This window comes from Couchioplanes caeruleus (assembly GCF_003751945.1).
GTDB classification, from domain to species: domain Bacteria; phylum Actinomycetota; class Actinomycetes; order Mycobacteriales; family Micromonosporaceae; genus Actinoplanes; species Actinoplanes caeruleus.
Genome location: NZ_RJKL01000001.1, coordinates 4910517 through 4926531, shown reverse-complemented (window position 1 = coordinate 4926531; position 16015 = coordinate 4910517). Strand labels below are relative to the sequence as shown.

Sequence of the window (16015 nt, the reverse complement as noted above, 5' to 3'; positions counted from 1 at the left end):
ATGCTCCGCCGGGTATGCGCCCTGCTGACAACCATGGCGGTAGTGGTCGTGGCAAGCATTGCCTGGGCAGTAGTAGTCCCGACCCCGGCAACAGCAGCCTCCCTCCAAGCCCCCGGCGGCGCATGCAGCACAGAAGAGTGGCAACAAGACTTCAGATCCTGCGTCAATCGCCTGGCTGATGTGACCGAAGACAGGGCGCAGTGCCTTATGCCACCGACGCCCAGTACACCCGATTCCGGGTTGGCCGGCTGGTTTGCCGAGCGGCCGAAGTCCTCCACGCTGAACGGCCCACAAGGGATCTACAGCCAATACGGCTACGCGGGCTACAGCTATACGACCTACGACCTAGAGGGTGGCTGCGCGTCGACTTTAATAGACCCCGAATATAAGATCGAGACGACCGTCGCCAACGGTGAATTCATGATCGCCACGGCAGTCATAGGCGCATCCAACGCGCTCCGCGAGCGCGCATGGGACCCCCAAGCATTGTGGGGTTGGGCTGATCCGCTTGTTGATAAAGCAACCAAGGCCGTCTACGAGAAGGTATTCAGCGTTTTCGGAGTCATCACTCTAGCAGTTGTCGGTCTCTATCTTCTGTGGCGATCACGCCAGGCCGACATGGGCGCGGCCACAACGACCGCAGGGTGGGCGATCCTCATCATGGTCGCTGTGACCGCCATCGCCGCGTGGCCCGTCCGCTCGGCAAACATCGCCGACCAGAGCCTCATCACCACGTTGGGCGTCGTGCACGATGCAGTAGGACCACGGGCACAGGACACACCTGAGTCGAAATGTGACGACAAGACGCCCGGAGCATGTACAGATAATCGCCCACCGGCGGTTCGGGCCAGCGACACCGCGACCGAGACGATGCTCTATCGCAACTGGCTGCGAGGACTACTTGGCTCAGCCGACAGCGAGACCGCGAAGAAGTATGGACGCGCCCTCTACGACGCACGCTCGCTGACTTGGCGCGATGCGGAGCGACTGAGGACGAACCCGAATGATCGCCAGGCGACGATCAAGGCCAAGAATGCCCAGTGGGAGAAGGTGGCCGAACAGATCAAGGTTGAGGATCCGGAAGCTTACGAGTACCTGCAGGGCATCAATGGGATGGAGCGGATTGGCGCCGGTTTTATCGCGGTGCTGGCGGCGATCATGTTTGCGATGTTTGATTTGACTGCTTCTCTGCTGGTGTTGCTGGGCTTCCTGATCTTTCGGTGGGCGGTTATTGCCGCGCCGATTCTTGGCACGGTTGGGTTGTTGCGGCCGGCTAGTTCGGGAATTCGGCGGCTTGGCAACGCCGTCATTGCGGCGATCTTCAATATTGCGATCTTCGGGACCGGGGCGGCGATCTATCTCTTCGCTGTGGATCTCATCATGAACACTGCAAGCCTGCCTGGATGGCTGCAGGTGGTTCTGGTGTGGCTGTGCGGGGTCGTGGGTTGGTTGCTTCTCCGCCCGTACCGGCGGATCACTCAGTTGGGCGGTAAGGACAGCACGGCGGCGATCACGTCGGCCGGGTCGTGGCATCGGAGGTTCTTCCGGGATATGCGGGAGGCTGCGAAGCTCGACGTCGCCGATGCCGGGGGGACGACCGAGCCGCGGATCGGCAAGGGGCGGACCGTCTTTGTCGAGCAGGGCAATCTTCGGCCCGAGGCTCGCCTCGAGGATCCGGCGCATGCTGCTGCGGCTCGCACCGAGACGACGTCCGGGGCGGTTCGGGATGCGACCGTGGTCGCCCCGCGGCCGGATGGTCAGGAGTCTTCTGGGGACGCCGCGGCGGTGGGGGATCCTCGGCCAGGTCCGGTGGGTGGCGCGGCTTCGCCGAACCGGCAGCGGAGGGCGGCGGGGTGGACCGAGCCCGATGTCGCCGAGCCGCCGGCTTCATACGCGATCTATCGTCCGGAGACCGGCGCGACCACGCGGGAACCGGCGCCGCCGCGGGTGCGTACCGAGGCCCGGTGAGCGATCATGCGCAGGGTGCTCGAACGCGGTCTCACCGGGTTGTTCCGGTCGCGGTGGGGTGTGGCGCTGGTGATCGCCGTGCTCGTACTCGCGGTGGTCGGTATCGGGCGGCTCTTCTCCGACGGCAGCGGCAACGAAGGGCGGCTGCTCGCCCCCGTGTCGCCGGCGCCGACCGTGAGTGTGGATCCCAGTTTCAATGACGACGGCGTGATCGTGGACGACGAGCCGCCGCCGTCGCCGCGGACGAGTCCGGGGACCGCGGCGCCCGAGGCTGTCGCGTACGCGTTTGCCTCGGCGTGGGTCGACCACAAGAACGTTTCCGCAAAGGCCTGGCACGATGGGATCGTCCCCAATGCCACCAAGAGCCTCTCCGACGAGCTGAACGGCGTCGACCCGGCCGACGTTCCCGCCGATCGGGTGATCGGGCGGCCGGCGCTCGTACCCATCGGCGACGGGCTGGTCAACGCCGTTGTCACCGTGGATTCCGGCAAGCTGACGCTTCAACTCGTCGCGCCGGACGGACGGTGGCTTGTCGACGGCGTCGACTGGGACAGGTCATGACCGCGCCACGTCCACGGCGGATCGCTCTGCTGGTGGCCCTCGTGGCCACGCTGGCGTTGCTGTGCTGCGGTGGCAGCATCAGCGCGCTCCTGCTGGGCGGGTTCGGCAGCGACGACGATCTGAGCCTGTACACGTCTGGCTGCGGCACCGGAGGGCCGGTCGATCCGGATTCCAAACTGCCGCGTCTGCCGCCGTACGGGCCAGCACACATGAAGAACGCCGCGATCATCATCAACGTCGGCGCGAAGCTGAAGATGCCGCCGCGAGCCTGGGTCATCGCTGTCGCGACCGCGATGCAGGAGTCCGGTCTGAGGAACCTCGGACATCTGGGCAAAGAGAACGACCACGACTCGCTCGGGCTGTTCCAACAGCGGCCGGAAACCGGGTGGGGCACTCCGGCGCAGGTCACCGATCCCACGTACGCTGCGACCAAGTTCTACGAAAAGCTCAAGACGATCGACGGCTGGGAGACCATGCCACTGACACGCGCCGCGCAAAGGGTGCAGATCAGTGCCTACCCGGATGCGTACGCAAAGCATGAACCCGTCGCCACCCGGATCGTTAATCTGCTCGCGGACGGCGCGGCCAACGCGGTGGGGAACTCGTTGTCAATGGTCTGTGCCTCGGGCGCGGATATCGCCGCCTCGGGGTGGACGAGTCCGTTCGCGGTCAAGGCCAAAGACGAGCACAGGTGGAGCGTCGGGTCCGGGTTCCGCACCGCACAGCGCCCGGACCACCATGGGGTCGACATCATCGCCGGCCTCAATACGCCGGTTCGATCGGTATCCAGCGGCGTCGTCTCGCGCGTCATGTGCGACGAGACGTTCAGTGGGGTGAAAGACTGCGACCGTGCGGGGTATCCGGGCAAGGGTGGGTGCGGCTGGATGGTCGAGATCCGGCATGCCGGCAACATCATGACCCGTTACTGCCACCTGGTGAAACGGCCGGATCTGAAGGTCGGCCAGCGAGTCGCTGCTGGCCAGGTCATCGCGTACTGCGGTTCGAGCGGGAACTCGTCCGGTCCTCACCTGCACTTCGAGGTGCACCGTAACAACGACACCTCCAGCGCCAGCGCGGAAGACCCGGTCGAGTTCATGGCCCAGCGTGGCGCCCCGCTGACCGGTTCACAGTGATGGGCGGCCCCCTGCCGGACCCGTTCGCGGGCAGTTCCGAGTGGGCGCCCGGGCCGCCGCGGCCGGTCGTACCGACCCCGGCCACCATGGGTGGCAGCCTGCGCGGCCGACGCGTCCTGATCGGCCTGCCGGGGCATGGGTGGCGCGCCGATCTGCGCGCCGACGAGAAGGTGGTGCAGGGCAGCCGGACGTACGTGCCGGTGATGCCGGAGGGCGAGTGGTATCGCGCGGAGGCGGAGCAGACGGAGGTGTTCGCGCCGCTCGTTCCGGTGGAGCGGGTGTGGGTGGAGGAACTGGGCATGGCGGATACGGCGAACAAGCGCGCCGACGTCATGTCCCGCCTGGTGTCGATGGACGAACCGCCGCGCCGCAACCCTGTGGCGGCACTGGACGCGGACGGCCTGACCGGTCGCCGAGTAGTCCAGATCCTCGAGGACGGCAGCGAACGACGAGACCTGCGAGCGGTAACCGAACTCCACACCAGCGACGAAGGCGACATCTGCGCCCGAGTAACCACCGAACTAGACTGGTACCGCTGGTCTTGGACTGGTAAAACGCCAAGGACACTTACAGTGGCCGTCCACCTGCTTTGGTTGGAATGACCTCAAGATACCTTGGCCGCCCCACAGACCCGCCATCCATCTTGGTCGACTACACCGAATCGCCAGGACTCCGTGCGCTGACTGATCGATTGACCATCAGCGGAGCCAGCAATGGTCAGCTCAGTGGAGACGTCACGCCGGTCGCCCTCGCCTGACACCGTCAAAGTTCCCCAATTGACGCTGACCGTCACATCAAAGACCCTTTCGCGATCCACCATCTCGGCGCGAAGAGCAGTCATGCCGCTCAGGTCGGAGGTCGTCTTACACATGAAGAGCGCCGCTTCCCCGTCATCGCGATTCACCAAGAAAGCGCGGAGATAGCTGGACACCACCGCGTCGGGGGCGGTTCTTTTGATTTGGGTGGCTTCGTCGTAGAGGGAGATGAAGACTCCGACTCCGCCTAGGCAGATGAGGGACAGGATGCCTGCCGCCATTGCCAGGATGAGCCTGGCGCGGCGGTTTCTCGGTTTCGGAGGCGCAGCGGCCTGGGCCGGGGGTGGGACCGCCGGCTGGCTGGGCGGGTTGGTGGGCTGCACCCCTACGAGATTAGTGGGTTCCCCTGTGGACTAGCTCTCGATACTCGGCAGCCGCCGGGGTTCGGTCGATAGAGTGCCGGCGTGACGAGCGGCTTCGATGGCTTGGTGGGTGCTGCCGCTCGGTGGAGCCCGCGCGTCACCCTGTGCATCGCCGGCTGGGAAGATTGACCCGGCTACGGACCTCGGATCGATGGCTGTCGCACGCGTGGCCGGGCGGGTTGAGGGCGGCGGGTCGCCGGGCTCGGCGGGCAGGCATCGGCGACGCGGCGGACAGCGAGCGGGGGTACGGTTTGTGCGCACACACGGAGGTGAGGCGGTGGATTCGACGGGGCGGATCGAGCAGGCCGCTGCCCTGCACCGCCAGGCGGAGGCCACCGTCGTGGCGGCTGCCGCCGCACTGGAGGGGCAGGTTGCGCCCACCGCCGATTCGCTGGAGCAGCATCGTCTTGCCGAGGAGTTGCGGGCCGCTGCCGGGGAGCTGGCTCCCGGGTGGCTCGGGTCGCCGCTTGATGCGTTGTCGGCGAATGCTCCGCTCGGCGGCGTTTCTCCTCCGCAGTTCGTCCGGCTGGGGGTCGCGCAGCCGCTCGATGATGCGCGGTTTCCCGCCGTCGTGCCGCTGCTCGGCAGCGGGCATCTGACCATCGATGCCGACGCCCGGGATCCCCGGGTCGCCGGGTTGTTGCGCTGCCTGCTGCTGCGGCTGCTGGCTGCCGCGCCCGCCGGGTCGTTGCTCGTGCGGGCCGTCGACGGCACGGGGGGAGGCACCGTCTTCGCACCCTTCGACGTCCTGGCCGACGCGGGTTTGATGTCGCCGCCGGCCATCGACCGCGCCGGGCTGCGGGAGGTGCTCACCGAGGCCGAGAAGTGGCTGCGTCCCGTGCGCGGTGGTGCCGTCCGTCGCGGCCGTCGCGACCGGATGATGTTGCTGGTCGTCGCGAGCCTGCCGGAGTTGACCGAGGGCGCCGACCTGGTGCGGATCGCCGCGTTGGCGCAGCAGGGGCCCGAGTCCGGCTTGCATCTCGTGGTGGCCGGGTGGCCGCCGCCGCCGCTGACCGCCGAGACCACGCAGCCGCCGCTGCCGCGCACCACTCAGGTGTCGGTGCGTAATCCGTACGCGGTGATCGGCAACCCGCCCGGCGCGACGTTCGGGTCGATCCCGGAGGCGGTCTGGCTCAACGCCCCGGTCTTCCTCGACGAGGATCCGCCGCCGCATCTCGTCGACGCCGTGTGCCGGGAGCTGGCCGCGCATTCCGCCGCCGCCTCGCGGGTGACGCTCGCGGACCTGTTGCCGGAGCCGGCCGACGGGGTCTGGCCCGGCGATGCCGCCGACGGGCTCGGCACCACGGTCGGCCACGACGGCGACACGCCCGTGGTCCTGCAGTTCAACGACTTGACTCCACACTGGATGGTCGGCGGGCGGTCCGGCGCGGGCAAGACGGCCTTCCTCATCAACGTTCTGTACGGCCTGGGCACCCGTTACAGCCCCGACGAGCTCAGCCTGTACCTGCTGGACTTCAAGGAAGGCGTCTCGTTCGCCGAGTTCGTGCCGACCGCCCGGGACCGCACCTGGTTGCCGCACGCGCGCGCCGTCGGTGTCGAGTCCGACCGGCAATACGGCCTGGCGGTGCTGCGCGAGCTCGACGCCGAGATGACCCGGCGGTCGGTGGCGTACAAGCGGGCCGGGGTGACCCGGTTCGCGGATCTGCGCGCGGTGGCGGCCGAGGAGGGCCGCGGCAAGCCGATGCCGCGCGTGCTCTGTGTCATCGACGAGTTCCAGGTGCTGCTCGCCGGCAACGATCCGATGGCCGGCGAGGCGGTGCAGTTGCTGGAGTCGCTCGCGCGCAAGGGCCGCTCGTACGGGATCCATCTGGTGCTGGCGAGCCAGACCGTCCTCGGTGTCGAGGCGCTGTACGCGAAGCGTGACTCGATCTTCGGTCAGTTCCCGGTCCGGATCGCGCTGCCCGGTGGCGGCGACGTCCTGGAGCCCACCAACGACTCGGCGGCCGGGCTGCCGCTCGGCACCGCCGTCGTCAACACCGCCGGCGGGCTGGGCGGCCCGCGGGGCGCGACCCGCGGCCACGAGCGCATCGTGCGCTTTCCCGATCCGCACGCCGACCGGGACGTGCTCAGCGACCTGCGGCACAAGCTGTGGGGCGCCCGGGATCCGGAGGCGCTGCCGCCGCGCATCTTCGCCGGGTACGCCCGTCAGCATCTCGCCGACGACCCCACCTACCGGGCCGCGCTGGCGGGCCGGGCGGGCCGTCCGTCGGCCCTGCTCGGCAGGGTCATCGACGTGAACTTGTCCACTGCGGCCTTCCCGCTCGACGCCTCGCCGGGACGGCATCTCGCGATCCTGGGCTCGCAGGCGGCCGGCGCAGAGGTGCTGGATGCGGCCGCCCGCGGTGTCGCCGCCTTCCACGCTCCCCGGACCGCGAGGTTCGTCATCTCCTCGCTCGTCGCGGAGGGTGACGAGCTCGCCCGGGAGCTGGCCGCCGAGATCGGCCACCGCCAGGAGGTCGTCGTCGTCGACGCCGCCGGGCTGGCCGCCGAGCTGGACCTCGAGCGGCCGGGATACCGCGTGGTCTTCGGCATGGACGCGGCGAGCCCGGGCACGCTGCCGACGCTCCGCAAGGTGCTGCGTGAGGGCCCGAGCCGTGGCGTGCACCTGCTGTCGTGGTGGCGCGGGCTGCGCCGGTTCAGCGAGGAGACCGGCGGCAGCGCGGGCCGCGAGGACGTGGCCGGCCTGGTCTTCCTCAACGTCCCGCAGCAGGACGTGTCCCTCATGCTGGGGCAGAGCCTGGACTGGCAGCCCCGGGAGAACAGGGCGCTGCTGCATGACAGGCACGCCGACCGTACGGTGACGATCGTGCCCTTCGCCCGACCCGAGGCTGAGCGATGAGCACCAAAAAACCCGAGGCTGAGCGATGAGTGACGGACCCGGCCCCTGGGACGACTATCTCGCCGCCGCGCAGCGCCTGGACGCGGTTCGCCGCGCCGCCAGCGCGGCGGCCGGGGAACAGGCGGCGACGGCGCAGGCCGCCCAGCAGGAGCTGACGGCGGTCCGGGCCCGGCTGGCGCCCCAGCGGGCGCGGCTGGTGCAGGACCTGGGCGTGCCGGAGGCGCGGCTGATCCCGCAGCCGGCGGAGCAGGCCCTCGCCGCGCAGGCCGTCGCGGGCGGCCCCACGGCCGTCCTCGCGGCGCTGCGACAGGCCCGCGCGACGGCCGACGCCGCGGACGCGGGCATGCTGGGCCCGGGCCCGGCGGGACCGCTGCGACCGTGGGCTCGCAACCTTCTCGTGTACGGGCCGTTCGCGGCGGCCGTCCTCATCGTGCAGATAGTCCTCTACCTGGTGGCACCGTCCGGCTCGCTGCCGACGTACGCGCTGCTGTGCGGCCTGAGCCTGCCGCTGCTCGCGTACGGGCTGGGCTGGCTGACGATCGGCTTCGTCTACGGCGGCGGACCGCAGAAGGTGGACCGCACGCCCGTCGTCGGTGCCGTCACGTGCCTGACGCCGGTGCTGCTCACCTGCATGGGCGTCGGCCTGCTGGCGTTCATCCGATAGCAAAGCCCGGAAGGGGTGCGGCATGGCCAGCGTCGAGGAGATCAAGGCGAACGTGGCGGCGTCGGTGGACGGCGCCCAGCGCGCGGTCACCGGGATTCAGCAGGTCAACGACCAGCTCGACGAGGCGTTGACCCGGCTGCGGATCACCGCGATCGGTTCGCTGCACCCGTCGGTCGCCGCGGCCATCGCGCAGCTCGAGCAGGCCCGTACCCGATTGGACGAGGCGGCGACGCTGACCCGCGCCGCCATGGACAGCGCGGACACCTACCGCACCGTCGTATAGCGAGCCACGGCCGGGCCGCGCAGGCCGACCCTAGCCGGCCCCCGGACCGGGAAGTCCCGAGGAGGCGGGGTCAGCGGGCGTTGATCAAGGCCATGGCCTCGGCGCGGACCTTGCCGTCGCGCTGGAAGGCGCCGCGGACCGCCGAGGTGACCGTGCGGGCGCCCACCTTGCGGATGCCGCGCATCTCCATGCAGAGGTGCTCGCATTCCAGCACGACGATGACGCCGCGGGGGTCGAGCCGCTCCATGAGCAGGTCGGCGATCTGGGAGGTGAGCCGCTCCTGCACCTGGGCGCGGCGGGCGAAGACCTCGACGAGGCGGGCGAGCTTGGACAGGCCGGTGATGCGGCCGTCGACGCCCGGGATGTAGCCGATGTGCGCGACGCCCTTGAACGGCAGGAGGTGGTGTTCGCAGAGGCTCATCACCTCGATGTCGCGCACGAGCACGAGCTCGTCGTGGTTCGCCTCGAACGAGGTGGTGAGCACCTTGGCGGGGTCGACCCGCAGGCCCGCGAAGAGCTCCGCATAGGCCCGGGCGACCCGGGCCGGGGTGCGCTCGAGGCCGTCGCGGTCGGGGTCCTCGCCGAGGGCGATGAGGATCTCCCGGACCGCCTTCTCGATGCGCGCCAAGTCGACGGCCTGCTCCACCGGTGCCCCGGTGAGCTTGCCGTCGACCAGCCGGGCGGCGAGGTAGTCGATCTCGTCGGAGTCGTCGGGCTCCGTCGAGCTCGAGTCGATCGTGCTCAGTGGGTGCCCTCCGATGTGCCGTTCGGGTTCGGTTCCGAGGGGCCCGCGTTGCCGCCACCGACCGCGACCTGGCCGTCGGCCTCGGCCTGAGCCTTGAGCTTGTCCCGCTCGGCCGGCGTCAGGACCGGCGGCGCCTCGGAGGGAAGCCGCTTGCCGAAGCCGTTGAACGGCGACATCGGCGCGCGCTTCTGCACCCGGGCGCAGATGCGGTCCATGTCCTGCTGGGTGATGGTCTCCTTCTCCATCAGCTCCAGCACCATGGCGTCGAGGACGTCGCGGTATTCGACCAGGATCTCCCAGGCCTCGTCGTGCGCCAGCTCGATGAGCGCGCGCACCTCCTGGTCGATCTCGGCGGCGACGGCGTCGGAGTAGTCCCGCTCGTGGCCCATGGAGCGGCCCAGGAACGGTTCGTCGTTGTTGGAGCCGTACTTGACGGCGCCCAGCTTGGAGCTCATGCCGTACTGGGTGACCATGGCGCGGGCCAGGCCGGATGCCTTCTCGATGTCGTTGCCGGCGCCGGTGGTGGGCTCGTGGAAGACGAGCTCCTCCGCGGCACGGCCGCCCAGCGCGTACGCCAGGGTGTCGATCATCTCGGCCCGGGTCTGGGTGTACTTGTCCTCGGTCGGCAGCACCAGCGTGTGGCCCAGGGAACGGCCGCGAGGCAGGATCGTCACCTTGTGCACCGGCGCGGAGTGCGGCAGCGCGTACGCGACCAGCGCGTGCCCACCCTCGTGGTACGCGGTGATCTTCTTCTCGTTGTCGCTCATCGCCCGGGTCCGCCGCTCGGGGCCGGCGATGACCCGGTCGATGGACTCCTCGAGGAACTCGTTGGAGATGGCCCGCTTGTCGTTGCGGGCGGTGAGCAGCGCCGCCTCGTTGATGACGTTGGCCAGGTCCGCACCCGAGAAGCCGGGCGTGCGCCGGGCGACCGAGTCGAGGTCGACGTCGGGCGTGAAGGGCTTGCCCTTGGCGTGCACCCGCAGGATCGCCTTGCGGCCCTCCATGTCGGGGTTGTCGACCGGGATCTGGCGGTCGAAGCGGCCCGGGCGCAGCAGCGCGGGGTCGAGGATGTCGGGCCGGTTGGTCGCGGCGATCAGGATGACGCCGCCCTTGGTGTCGAAGCCGTCCATCTCGACCAGCAGTTGGTTGAGGGTCTGCTCGCGCTCGTCGTGCCCGCCGCCCATGCCGGCGCCGCGGTGGCGGCCGACGGCGTCGATCTCGTCGACGAAGACGATCGCCGGGGCGTTGGCCTTGGCCTGCTCGAAGAGGTCGCGGACGCGGCTCGCGCCGACACCCACGAACATTTCGACGAAGTCCGAGCCGGAGATCGAGTAGAACGGCACGCCCGCCTCGCCCGCGACGGCGCGCGCCAGCAGGGTCTTACCCGTACCGGGCTGGCCGAAGAGCAGGACGCCCTTGGGGATCTTGGCACCGAGCGCCTGGTATTTCGCGGGGTTCTGCAGGAAGTCCTTGATCTCCTGGAGCTCCTCGACGGCCTCGTCGGCGCCCGCCACGTCGGCGAACGTCGTCTTGGGCATGTCCTTGGTCAGCATCTTGGCCTTGGACTTGCCGAAGTTGAGCACGCGGGAGCCGCCACCCTGCATCTGCGACATGAACAGCAGCAGCAGGATCACCAGGATCGCGATCGGCAGCAGGTTGACCAGCAGGGTCAGCAGGATGCTGTCACCGGAGACCTCGGCGTCGAAGGTGCCGGTGATCCGACCCGCCGCCTTCGCCTCCTTGACCTGGTTCCAGATCTGCTCGGACAGCTCGTACGGATACTGGGTCTCGATCTTGTCCGAGTTCTTCTCGCCGAAGCGCTCCGGACTGGCGAGCTCGAGCTGGAGCGTCTGCTCCTTGTCCTGCAGGACGACGTTCTTGATGTTGGGCTGACTGAGTCGATCGAGGACGACCGAAGTCTTGACTCGGTGGTAGCTCGGACCACTGGTGAAGAATGAGCTCAGCGCGATGGCGCCGAAGATCACCAGAATGATCCAGACCACCGGGCGGCGGAAGAAACGCGTACGTTCCATACTGTTGTCGGGCGGCGATCCGCCCGGACCCTCCTGATCGGCGTCCTGGTCACCTGGGTTGACGGGTCTCCGCCGTCGGCACCGACGCCGGCGTCCGAACCGCGGAGACGCTGCCGGTATCGATTACCTCCGGGCGATGAGGGCAAACCCCACCGGCCCGTCCGCTTCCGACCCGACCCGAGCGGCGCACGTGACACTGCGCCACCGGTCACTCGACGGTACACCGTGGGTGCCGCTCACGACTCCGTCAGCCCGGCTGACGGAGAGGTCCCCGTCCACCGCGGTTCATGTTCTCGGCAGCCGCGAACCGGCACAAAGACGGACAATACCCCCCGCGCCCACACCGGTCCGCCGATTTCTGAGAGTCGCCTGGGAGACCGTTCAGCTACGGGCGTAGACCTCGGGCTTCAGCACTCCCACGTATGGCACCTCGCGGTAACGCTCAGCGAAGTCCAGGCCGTATCCGACCACGAACTCGTTCGGGATGTCGAAGCCGACGTACTTGGTCGGCACCGGGACCTTGATCGCGTCGGGCTTGCGGAACAGGGCCACGACCTCGACGCTCTCCGGCTGGCGGGACCGCAGGTACTTCATCAGCCAGGACAGGGTCAGGCCGGAGTCGACGATGTCCTCGACGATCACCACGTGCCGGCCGGTGATGTCGCGGTCCAGGTCCTTGAGGATGCGCACCACCCCGGACGAGGTGGTGCCGGAGCCGTACGACGAGACGGCCATGAACTCCATCTCGGAGTAGGGACCCTGCCGTCCCAGCGCGCGGGCGAAGTCCGCCATGAACATGACCGCACCCTTGAGCACGCAGACCAGCAGAACGCCACCCTCGGCATCCGCATAGTCGGCGGCGACCTGCTTCGCCAGCTCTTCGGTCTTCTCGCGGATCTGCTCCTCGGAGATGATCACGCGGTCGATGTCGGCGTCGTACCAGGAGCCGTCTGCCATGCGTCTAGCCTGCCGTATGGGAAGGGCGTCGCGCCGCCGGGGGCAGCGGTCGTTGCCCGGACAAGCGCACGTTATGGGGCGAATCCGCCCGAGCGGTGCCGAGACGCGCCACTCTCGGTGACAACTGTCACAGCGATGCGCGGACGAGATCACCCGCTCGGCGGGCCACCAGGATGCCCTCCGGCAGCGCGGCCGGACCCTGGCCGTGCCACCCGGTGACCAGGGCGTCGAGGGCGGCGACGTGCCGGTGGGAGAGGGCGGCGCCCGGCGCGCCCAGCTCGGCGGCCCAGGCATGCAGCACGCGACCCCGGATCGCCTCCGGCAGCCGCGACAGGGCCGTGACGGAAAGACCCGCGGACGTGCGCGCGGTAGCCAGCGCCTCCGCGGCGACCTCGTCCAGGTAGGCGACGTCGGCGGCCAGCAGCGAGGCGGTCCGGGCGAGGTTGGCGACGACGGCGGGCCCGAGCGCGGCGGCCAGTGCCGGCAACGCGTCCGCGCGGACCCGGGCACGGGCGTACGCGGGGTCGGCGTTGTGCGGGTCCTCCCAGGCCGCGAGGCCGAGAGCGGCGCAGGCGCCACGGGTGTCGGCGCGCGAGACGTCCAGCAGCGGGCGGACGAAGAGCCCCTTTCGGCGCGGCATCCCGGCCAGCCCGCGGGGGCCGGCACCCCGGGCGAGCGCCAGCAGCACGGTCTCGGCCTGGTCGTCGCGGGTGTGCCCGAGCAGCACCACCGTGGCGCCGGAGCGTTGCGCGGCCGCGGAGAGCGCCTCGTAGCGGGCGTCGCGGGCGGCCGCCTCGGGTCCGCCCGGGCGTCCCGCCACGTCGACGGTGGCCACCTCGACGGGGTCGAACCCGGCCGCACGTCCCCACTGCGCGACGGAGGCCGCCCTCGCGGCCGAGCCGTCCTGCAGCCCGTGGTCGACCGTGACCAGGCCGGCGGCGATGCCGAGCCGGGGTGCCACGAACGCCGCCGCCGCGGCGAGGGCCAGCGAATCGGCACCGCCGGAGCAGGCGACGAGGACCGGCCCGGAGGTCAGCTCTCGCCGTACCGCCGCACGAACGGTCGCCACCGGTGGCGGGATGCGGGCCACGAGGACGAGGTTACGAGGCGAGCCCGACCGGTCCGTGCACCCGGGCCACCCACGCGTCCGGGTCGCTCAGTTCCTCCAGCCGGGGCAGGGTCAGCGGGGAGCTGAAGATCTTGTTGAAGCCGGCCATGCCGATCCGCTCGACGACGCCGTGCACGAACTTGCGGCCCTCGGCGTACTGACGCATCTTGACCTCGATGCCGAGCAGCCGCCGGATGGCCTTCTCCAGGGGGTTGCCGCTCTCGCGGCGCTGGTTGAACTTGGCGCGGATGGACTCGACCGAGCCGATCACCTCCGGGCCGACGCCGTCCATCACGAACTCGGCGTGTCCCTCCAGCAGCGTCATCAGGGCCGTCAGGCGATCGAGGACGGCCTTCTGCGCCGGGGTCTGCACGATGTCGAGCACCGAGGAGCGGCTCTCCGGGTCGCGCAGCGCGTCCGACAGCGTGGCGACCCCGCGGCGCAGGCGCTCGAGGATGTGCTCGCCGCTCTGCGAGGCGTCCACGAAGGCCTGCACCTCGCCGAGGAAGTAGCCGCGCATCCAGGGCACGGCCTGGAACTGGGTGAGGTGGGTGACCTCGTGCAGGCAGACCCACAGCCGGAAGTCCCGCGGGTCGGCGTCGAGCTTGCGCTCCACCTCGACGATGTTGGGCGCGTTGAGCAGCAACTGGCCCGGCTCGGCGGAGAAGACCTCGTACTGGCCGAGCACACGCCCGGACAGGTACGCCAGCACGGTGCCGGCCTGCACGCCGGTGACCCGGGAGCCGATCGCGTCGGTCAGCGCACCCGGCTGGCGGTTGCCGGACAGCCGGCTGACCAGCGGGATGATCACTTCCTTGAGGCCGGCGATGTTGATCGCCGCCCAGTCCTTGCGGTCGACGATCCGCACCGGCGGACCCTCCACCTGCGGGGTCAGCCCGGTGTACGCGGCGACGTGACCGCGCGCCTCGTCGGTCAGCTCGCGCAGCTGGGTGACCACCTGCATGGCTTCCTCGTAGGACACCGCGGGGCCGGATTTCGACAGCGCGCCCGCGGTGGCGGCGGCCAGATCCCAGTCAACGAACTGCGCCATGCTGACCACCGTACCCGTGGGGGACCAGCGCCAGACCCTGAGAAATCCCTTACTGGCAGCCGCAGGTCACGAGCTTGGCGGCGATCCGGTCGAGCGCCTGGCGCGCCGCGCCGGTCTCGCCGGTCGCGTCCGCCAGGACCGCGAAGACCAGCAGCCGGCCGTCCTTGGTGATCAGGTTGCCGGAGATGGCGTTCACCCCGGTGAGCGAGCCGGTCTTGGCCCGGACCAGACCCTGGCCCACCCGGTTGCTCGTGGGGTCGGTGAAACGCGACTTCAGGGTGCCGGACCAACCGGCCACCGGCAGGCCCCCGAACATGCCGCCCAGCGCGGGGTGCTTGCCGCTCGCGGCGAGGGACAGCAGATCGGTGAGCAGGCCGGGACTGATGCGGTTGTCCAGCGACAGGCCGCTCGCGTCGGACAGCTCGGCCTGGTCGGCGGGGAGCCCCAGCTCGGCCAGTTCGGCGCGCATGGCGGCGGACGCGCCCGCGAAGGACGCCTCCTTGCCGGTGGCCAGGGCGACCTGCCGGGCCAGGGCCTCGGCGAGGACGTTGTCGCTCTGCTCGAGCATCCAGTCGAGCACGTGCACGAGCGGCGGCGACTGCACCACACCCAGCTCGGTGCCGGGGCCGCCAGCGGCGGGGGCGGACGACGCCGCGGCAGCCGGGGCCTCGCCCTCGCGCACGGCCGTCTCGGGCAGACCGAGCTGCGCGGCGAAGGCCCGGCCGGCCGCGAGCGCCGGGTCGGCGAACCGCTCGTCGCCGCCGAATTCGTTGTGCACCGGCTCGACGCGCCCGCCGTTGGTCATCAACGCCTGGATCCGGGCCACCTGGCCGTCCTCGATGAGGCCGTCCTCCCAGCCTGGCCCGGTCTCCGGGCCGGTGAAGAGCGAGGTATCGATCACGACCCGGGTCGGCTTCCGGGCACCGAGGGCCTTCTTGACCTTCTCGGCGAGCTTGTCGAGGCGGGCCGCGCCCGGGAACAGATCGTCGCCGTCGACCGCGAGCGAGGGATCGCCGCCGCCGATCAGGACGACCTCGCCCGGCTCGGCGCCGGCCACGGCGCGGGTGCTCAGCCGGTAGGCCGGGCCGCGGGTGGCCAGCACGGTCGCCGCGGTGAGCAGCTTGGTGGTGGAGGCGGGGGTCGTCTTCGTCTCGGCGTTCTTCTCGTACAACGCCTCGCCGGTCGCCGCGTCCACGATCGAGACGTTGACCCGGGAGCCGAGGGCCGGGGCGTCGACCAGCGGGCCGATGGCCGCCTCGATGCCGGCGGCGGTGGGTGCGGTGCCGCCGGTGCCGGCCGCGACCAGCACGGGCGACGGGGCCGGCTCGGGGGCGCGTGCGGCCACCGACGGCTTCGCCGGGTCGCCCGACAACCAGTCGTCGACCGGTCCGGGCCGGACCAGGACGACCGTTCCCGCGGTCAGCACCACCAAGATCAAGATCGCGAGGGACACCACTACCGGACGCCGGGCCGGA

Annotated in this window: 14 protein-coding genes; 7 read left to right on the top strand and 7 right to left on the bottom strand. The window is 70.1% G+C overall.

The genetic code is table 11. The features are described 5' to 3' along the window. From EDD30_RS21840 to EDD30_RS21825, 4 genes are read left to right on the top strand one after another with little or no spacing between them, the layout of a single operon-like run. Positions 1-1968 carry an MFS transporter gene (locus EDD30_RS21840; protein ID WP_071805429.1) on the top strand — a complete coding sequence of 656 codons (1968 nt, stop codon included), beginning with the start codon at positions 1-3 and terminating at the stop codon, positions 1966-1968. A 6-nt stretch (positions 1969-1974) separates the two neighbouring features. Then, positions 1975-2529 carry a hypothetical protein gene (locus EDD30_RS21835; RefSeq protein ID WP_071805431.1) on the top strand — a complete coding sequence of 185 codons (555 nt, stop codon included), beginning with the start codon at positions 1975-1977 and terminating at the stop codon, positions 2527-2529. Beyond that, on the top strand, positions 2526-3662 hold the full coding sequence (locus EDD30_RS21830; protein ID WP_071805433.1) for a M23 family metallopeptidase: 1137 nt from the start codon (positions 2526-2528) through the stop codon (positions 3660-3662). The genes EDD30_RS21835 and EDD30_RS21830 overlap by 4 nt, the downstream gene beginning before the upstream one ends. Then, positions 3662-4264, top strand: coding sequence for a hypothetical protein (locus EDD30_RS21825; RefSeq protein WP_071805455.1), 603 nt, complete (start codon positions 3662-3664; stop codon positions 4262-4264). The genes EDD30_RS21830 and EDD30_RS21825 overlap by 1 nt, the downstream gene beginning before the upstream one ends. A 2-nt stretch (positions 4265-4266) precedes the next feature. On the opposite strand, the gene EDD30_RS21820 is transcribed toward EDD30_RS21825, so the two are convergent. Continuing rightward, positions 4267-4800, bottom strand: coding sequence for a hypothetical protein (locus tag EDD30_RS21820; RefSeq protein ID WP_071805434.1), 534 nt, complete (start codon positions 4798-4800; stop codon positions 4267-4269). 316 nt (positions 4801-5116) lie between these two features. Here EDD30_RS21820 and EDD30_RS21815 point away from each other — a divergent pair, with 316 nt between their 5' ends. Genes EDD30_RS21815 through EDD30_RS21805 form a run of 3 tightly spaced genes read left to right on the top strand, consistent with a single transcriptional unit; the run spans position 5117 to position 8646 of the window. Beyond that, the gene (locus tag EDD30_RS21815) at positions 5117-7699 is read left to right on the top strand and encodes an FtsK/SpoIIIE domain-containing protein (RefSeq protein ID WP_071805436.1); all 2583 of its coding nucleotides are present in this window, start codon (positions 5117-5119) and stop codon (positions 7697-7699) included. 25 nt (positions 7700-7724) lie between these two features. Beyond that, positions 7725-8363, top strand: a complete 639-nt coding sequence (locus EDD30_RS21810; protein ID WP_123678453.1) for a hypothetical protein — start codon at positions 7725-7727, stop codon at positions 8361-8363. Positions 8364-8385: 22 nt separating this feature from the next. Then, a complete protein-coding gene (locus tag EDD30_RS21805) occupies positions 8386-8646 on the top strand; it encodes a hypothetical protein (protein ID WP_071805439.1) in 261 nt (86 codons plus the stop codon). 70 nt (positions 8647-8716) lie between these two features. Here the strand turns inward: EDD30_RS21805 and folE are convergent, their stop codons facing one another. The 6 genes from folE to dacB all read right to left on the bottom strand — a co-directional run bounded on the left by folE (position 8717) and on the right by dacB (position 15993). Further along, positions 8717-9382 (bottom strand): GTP cyclohydrolase I FolE, encoded by a 666-nt coding sequence (folE, locus tag EDD30_RS21800; RefSeq protein WP_071805441.1) that lies wholly within the window; start codon positions 9380-9382, stop codon positions 8717-8719. A gap of 5 nt (positions 9383-9387) precedes the next feature. Continuing rightward, positions 9388-11424 (bottom strand): ATP-dependent zinc metalloprotease FtsH, encoded by a 2037-nt coding sequence (gene ftsH / locus EDD30_RS21795; protein WP_071805443.1) that lies wholly within the window; start codon positions 11422-11424, stop codon positions 9388-9390. Between the two features lie 381 nt (positions 11425-11805). Then, entirely contained in the window at positions 11806-12381 is a 576-nt protein-coding gene (hpt, locus tag EDD30_RS21790) for a hypoxanthine phosphoribosyltransferase (protein ID WP_071805445.1), read from the bottom strand. Positions 12382-12508: 127 nt separating this feature from the next. Further along, complete coding sequence (gene tilS, locus EDD30_RS21785; protein ID WP_071805447.1) at positions 12509-13471, bottom strand: tRNA lysidine(34) synthetase TilS; 963 nt, start codon at positions 13469-13471, stop codon at positions 12509-12511. A gap of 10 nt (positions 13472-13481) precedes the next feature. Continuing rightward, positions 13482-14540, bottom strand: a complete 1059-nt coding sequence (locus EDD30_RS21780) for a zinc-dependent metalloprotease (RefSeq protein WP_071805449.1) — start codon at positions 14538-14540, stop codon at positions 13482-13484. Between the two features lie 49 nt (positions 14541-14589). Further along, positions 14590-15993 (bottom strand): D-alanyl-D-alanine carboxypeptidase/D-alanyl-D-alanine endopeptidase, encoded by a 1404-nt coding sequence (gene dacB, locus EDD30_RS21775; protein ID WP_280526165.1) that lies wholly within the window; start codon positions 15991-15993, stop codon positions 14590-14592. Between the last annotated feature and the right edge of the window lie 22 nt (positions 15994-16015).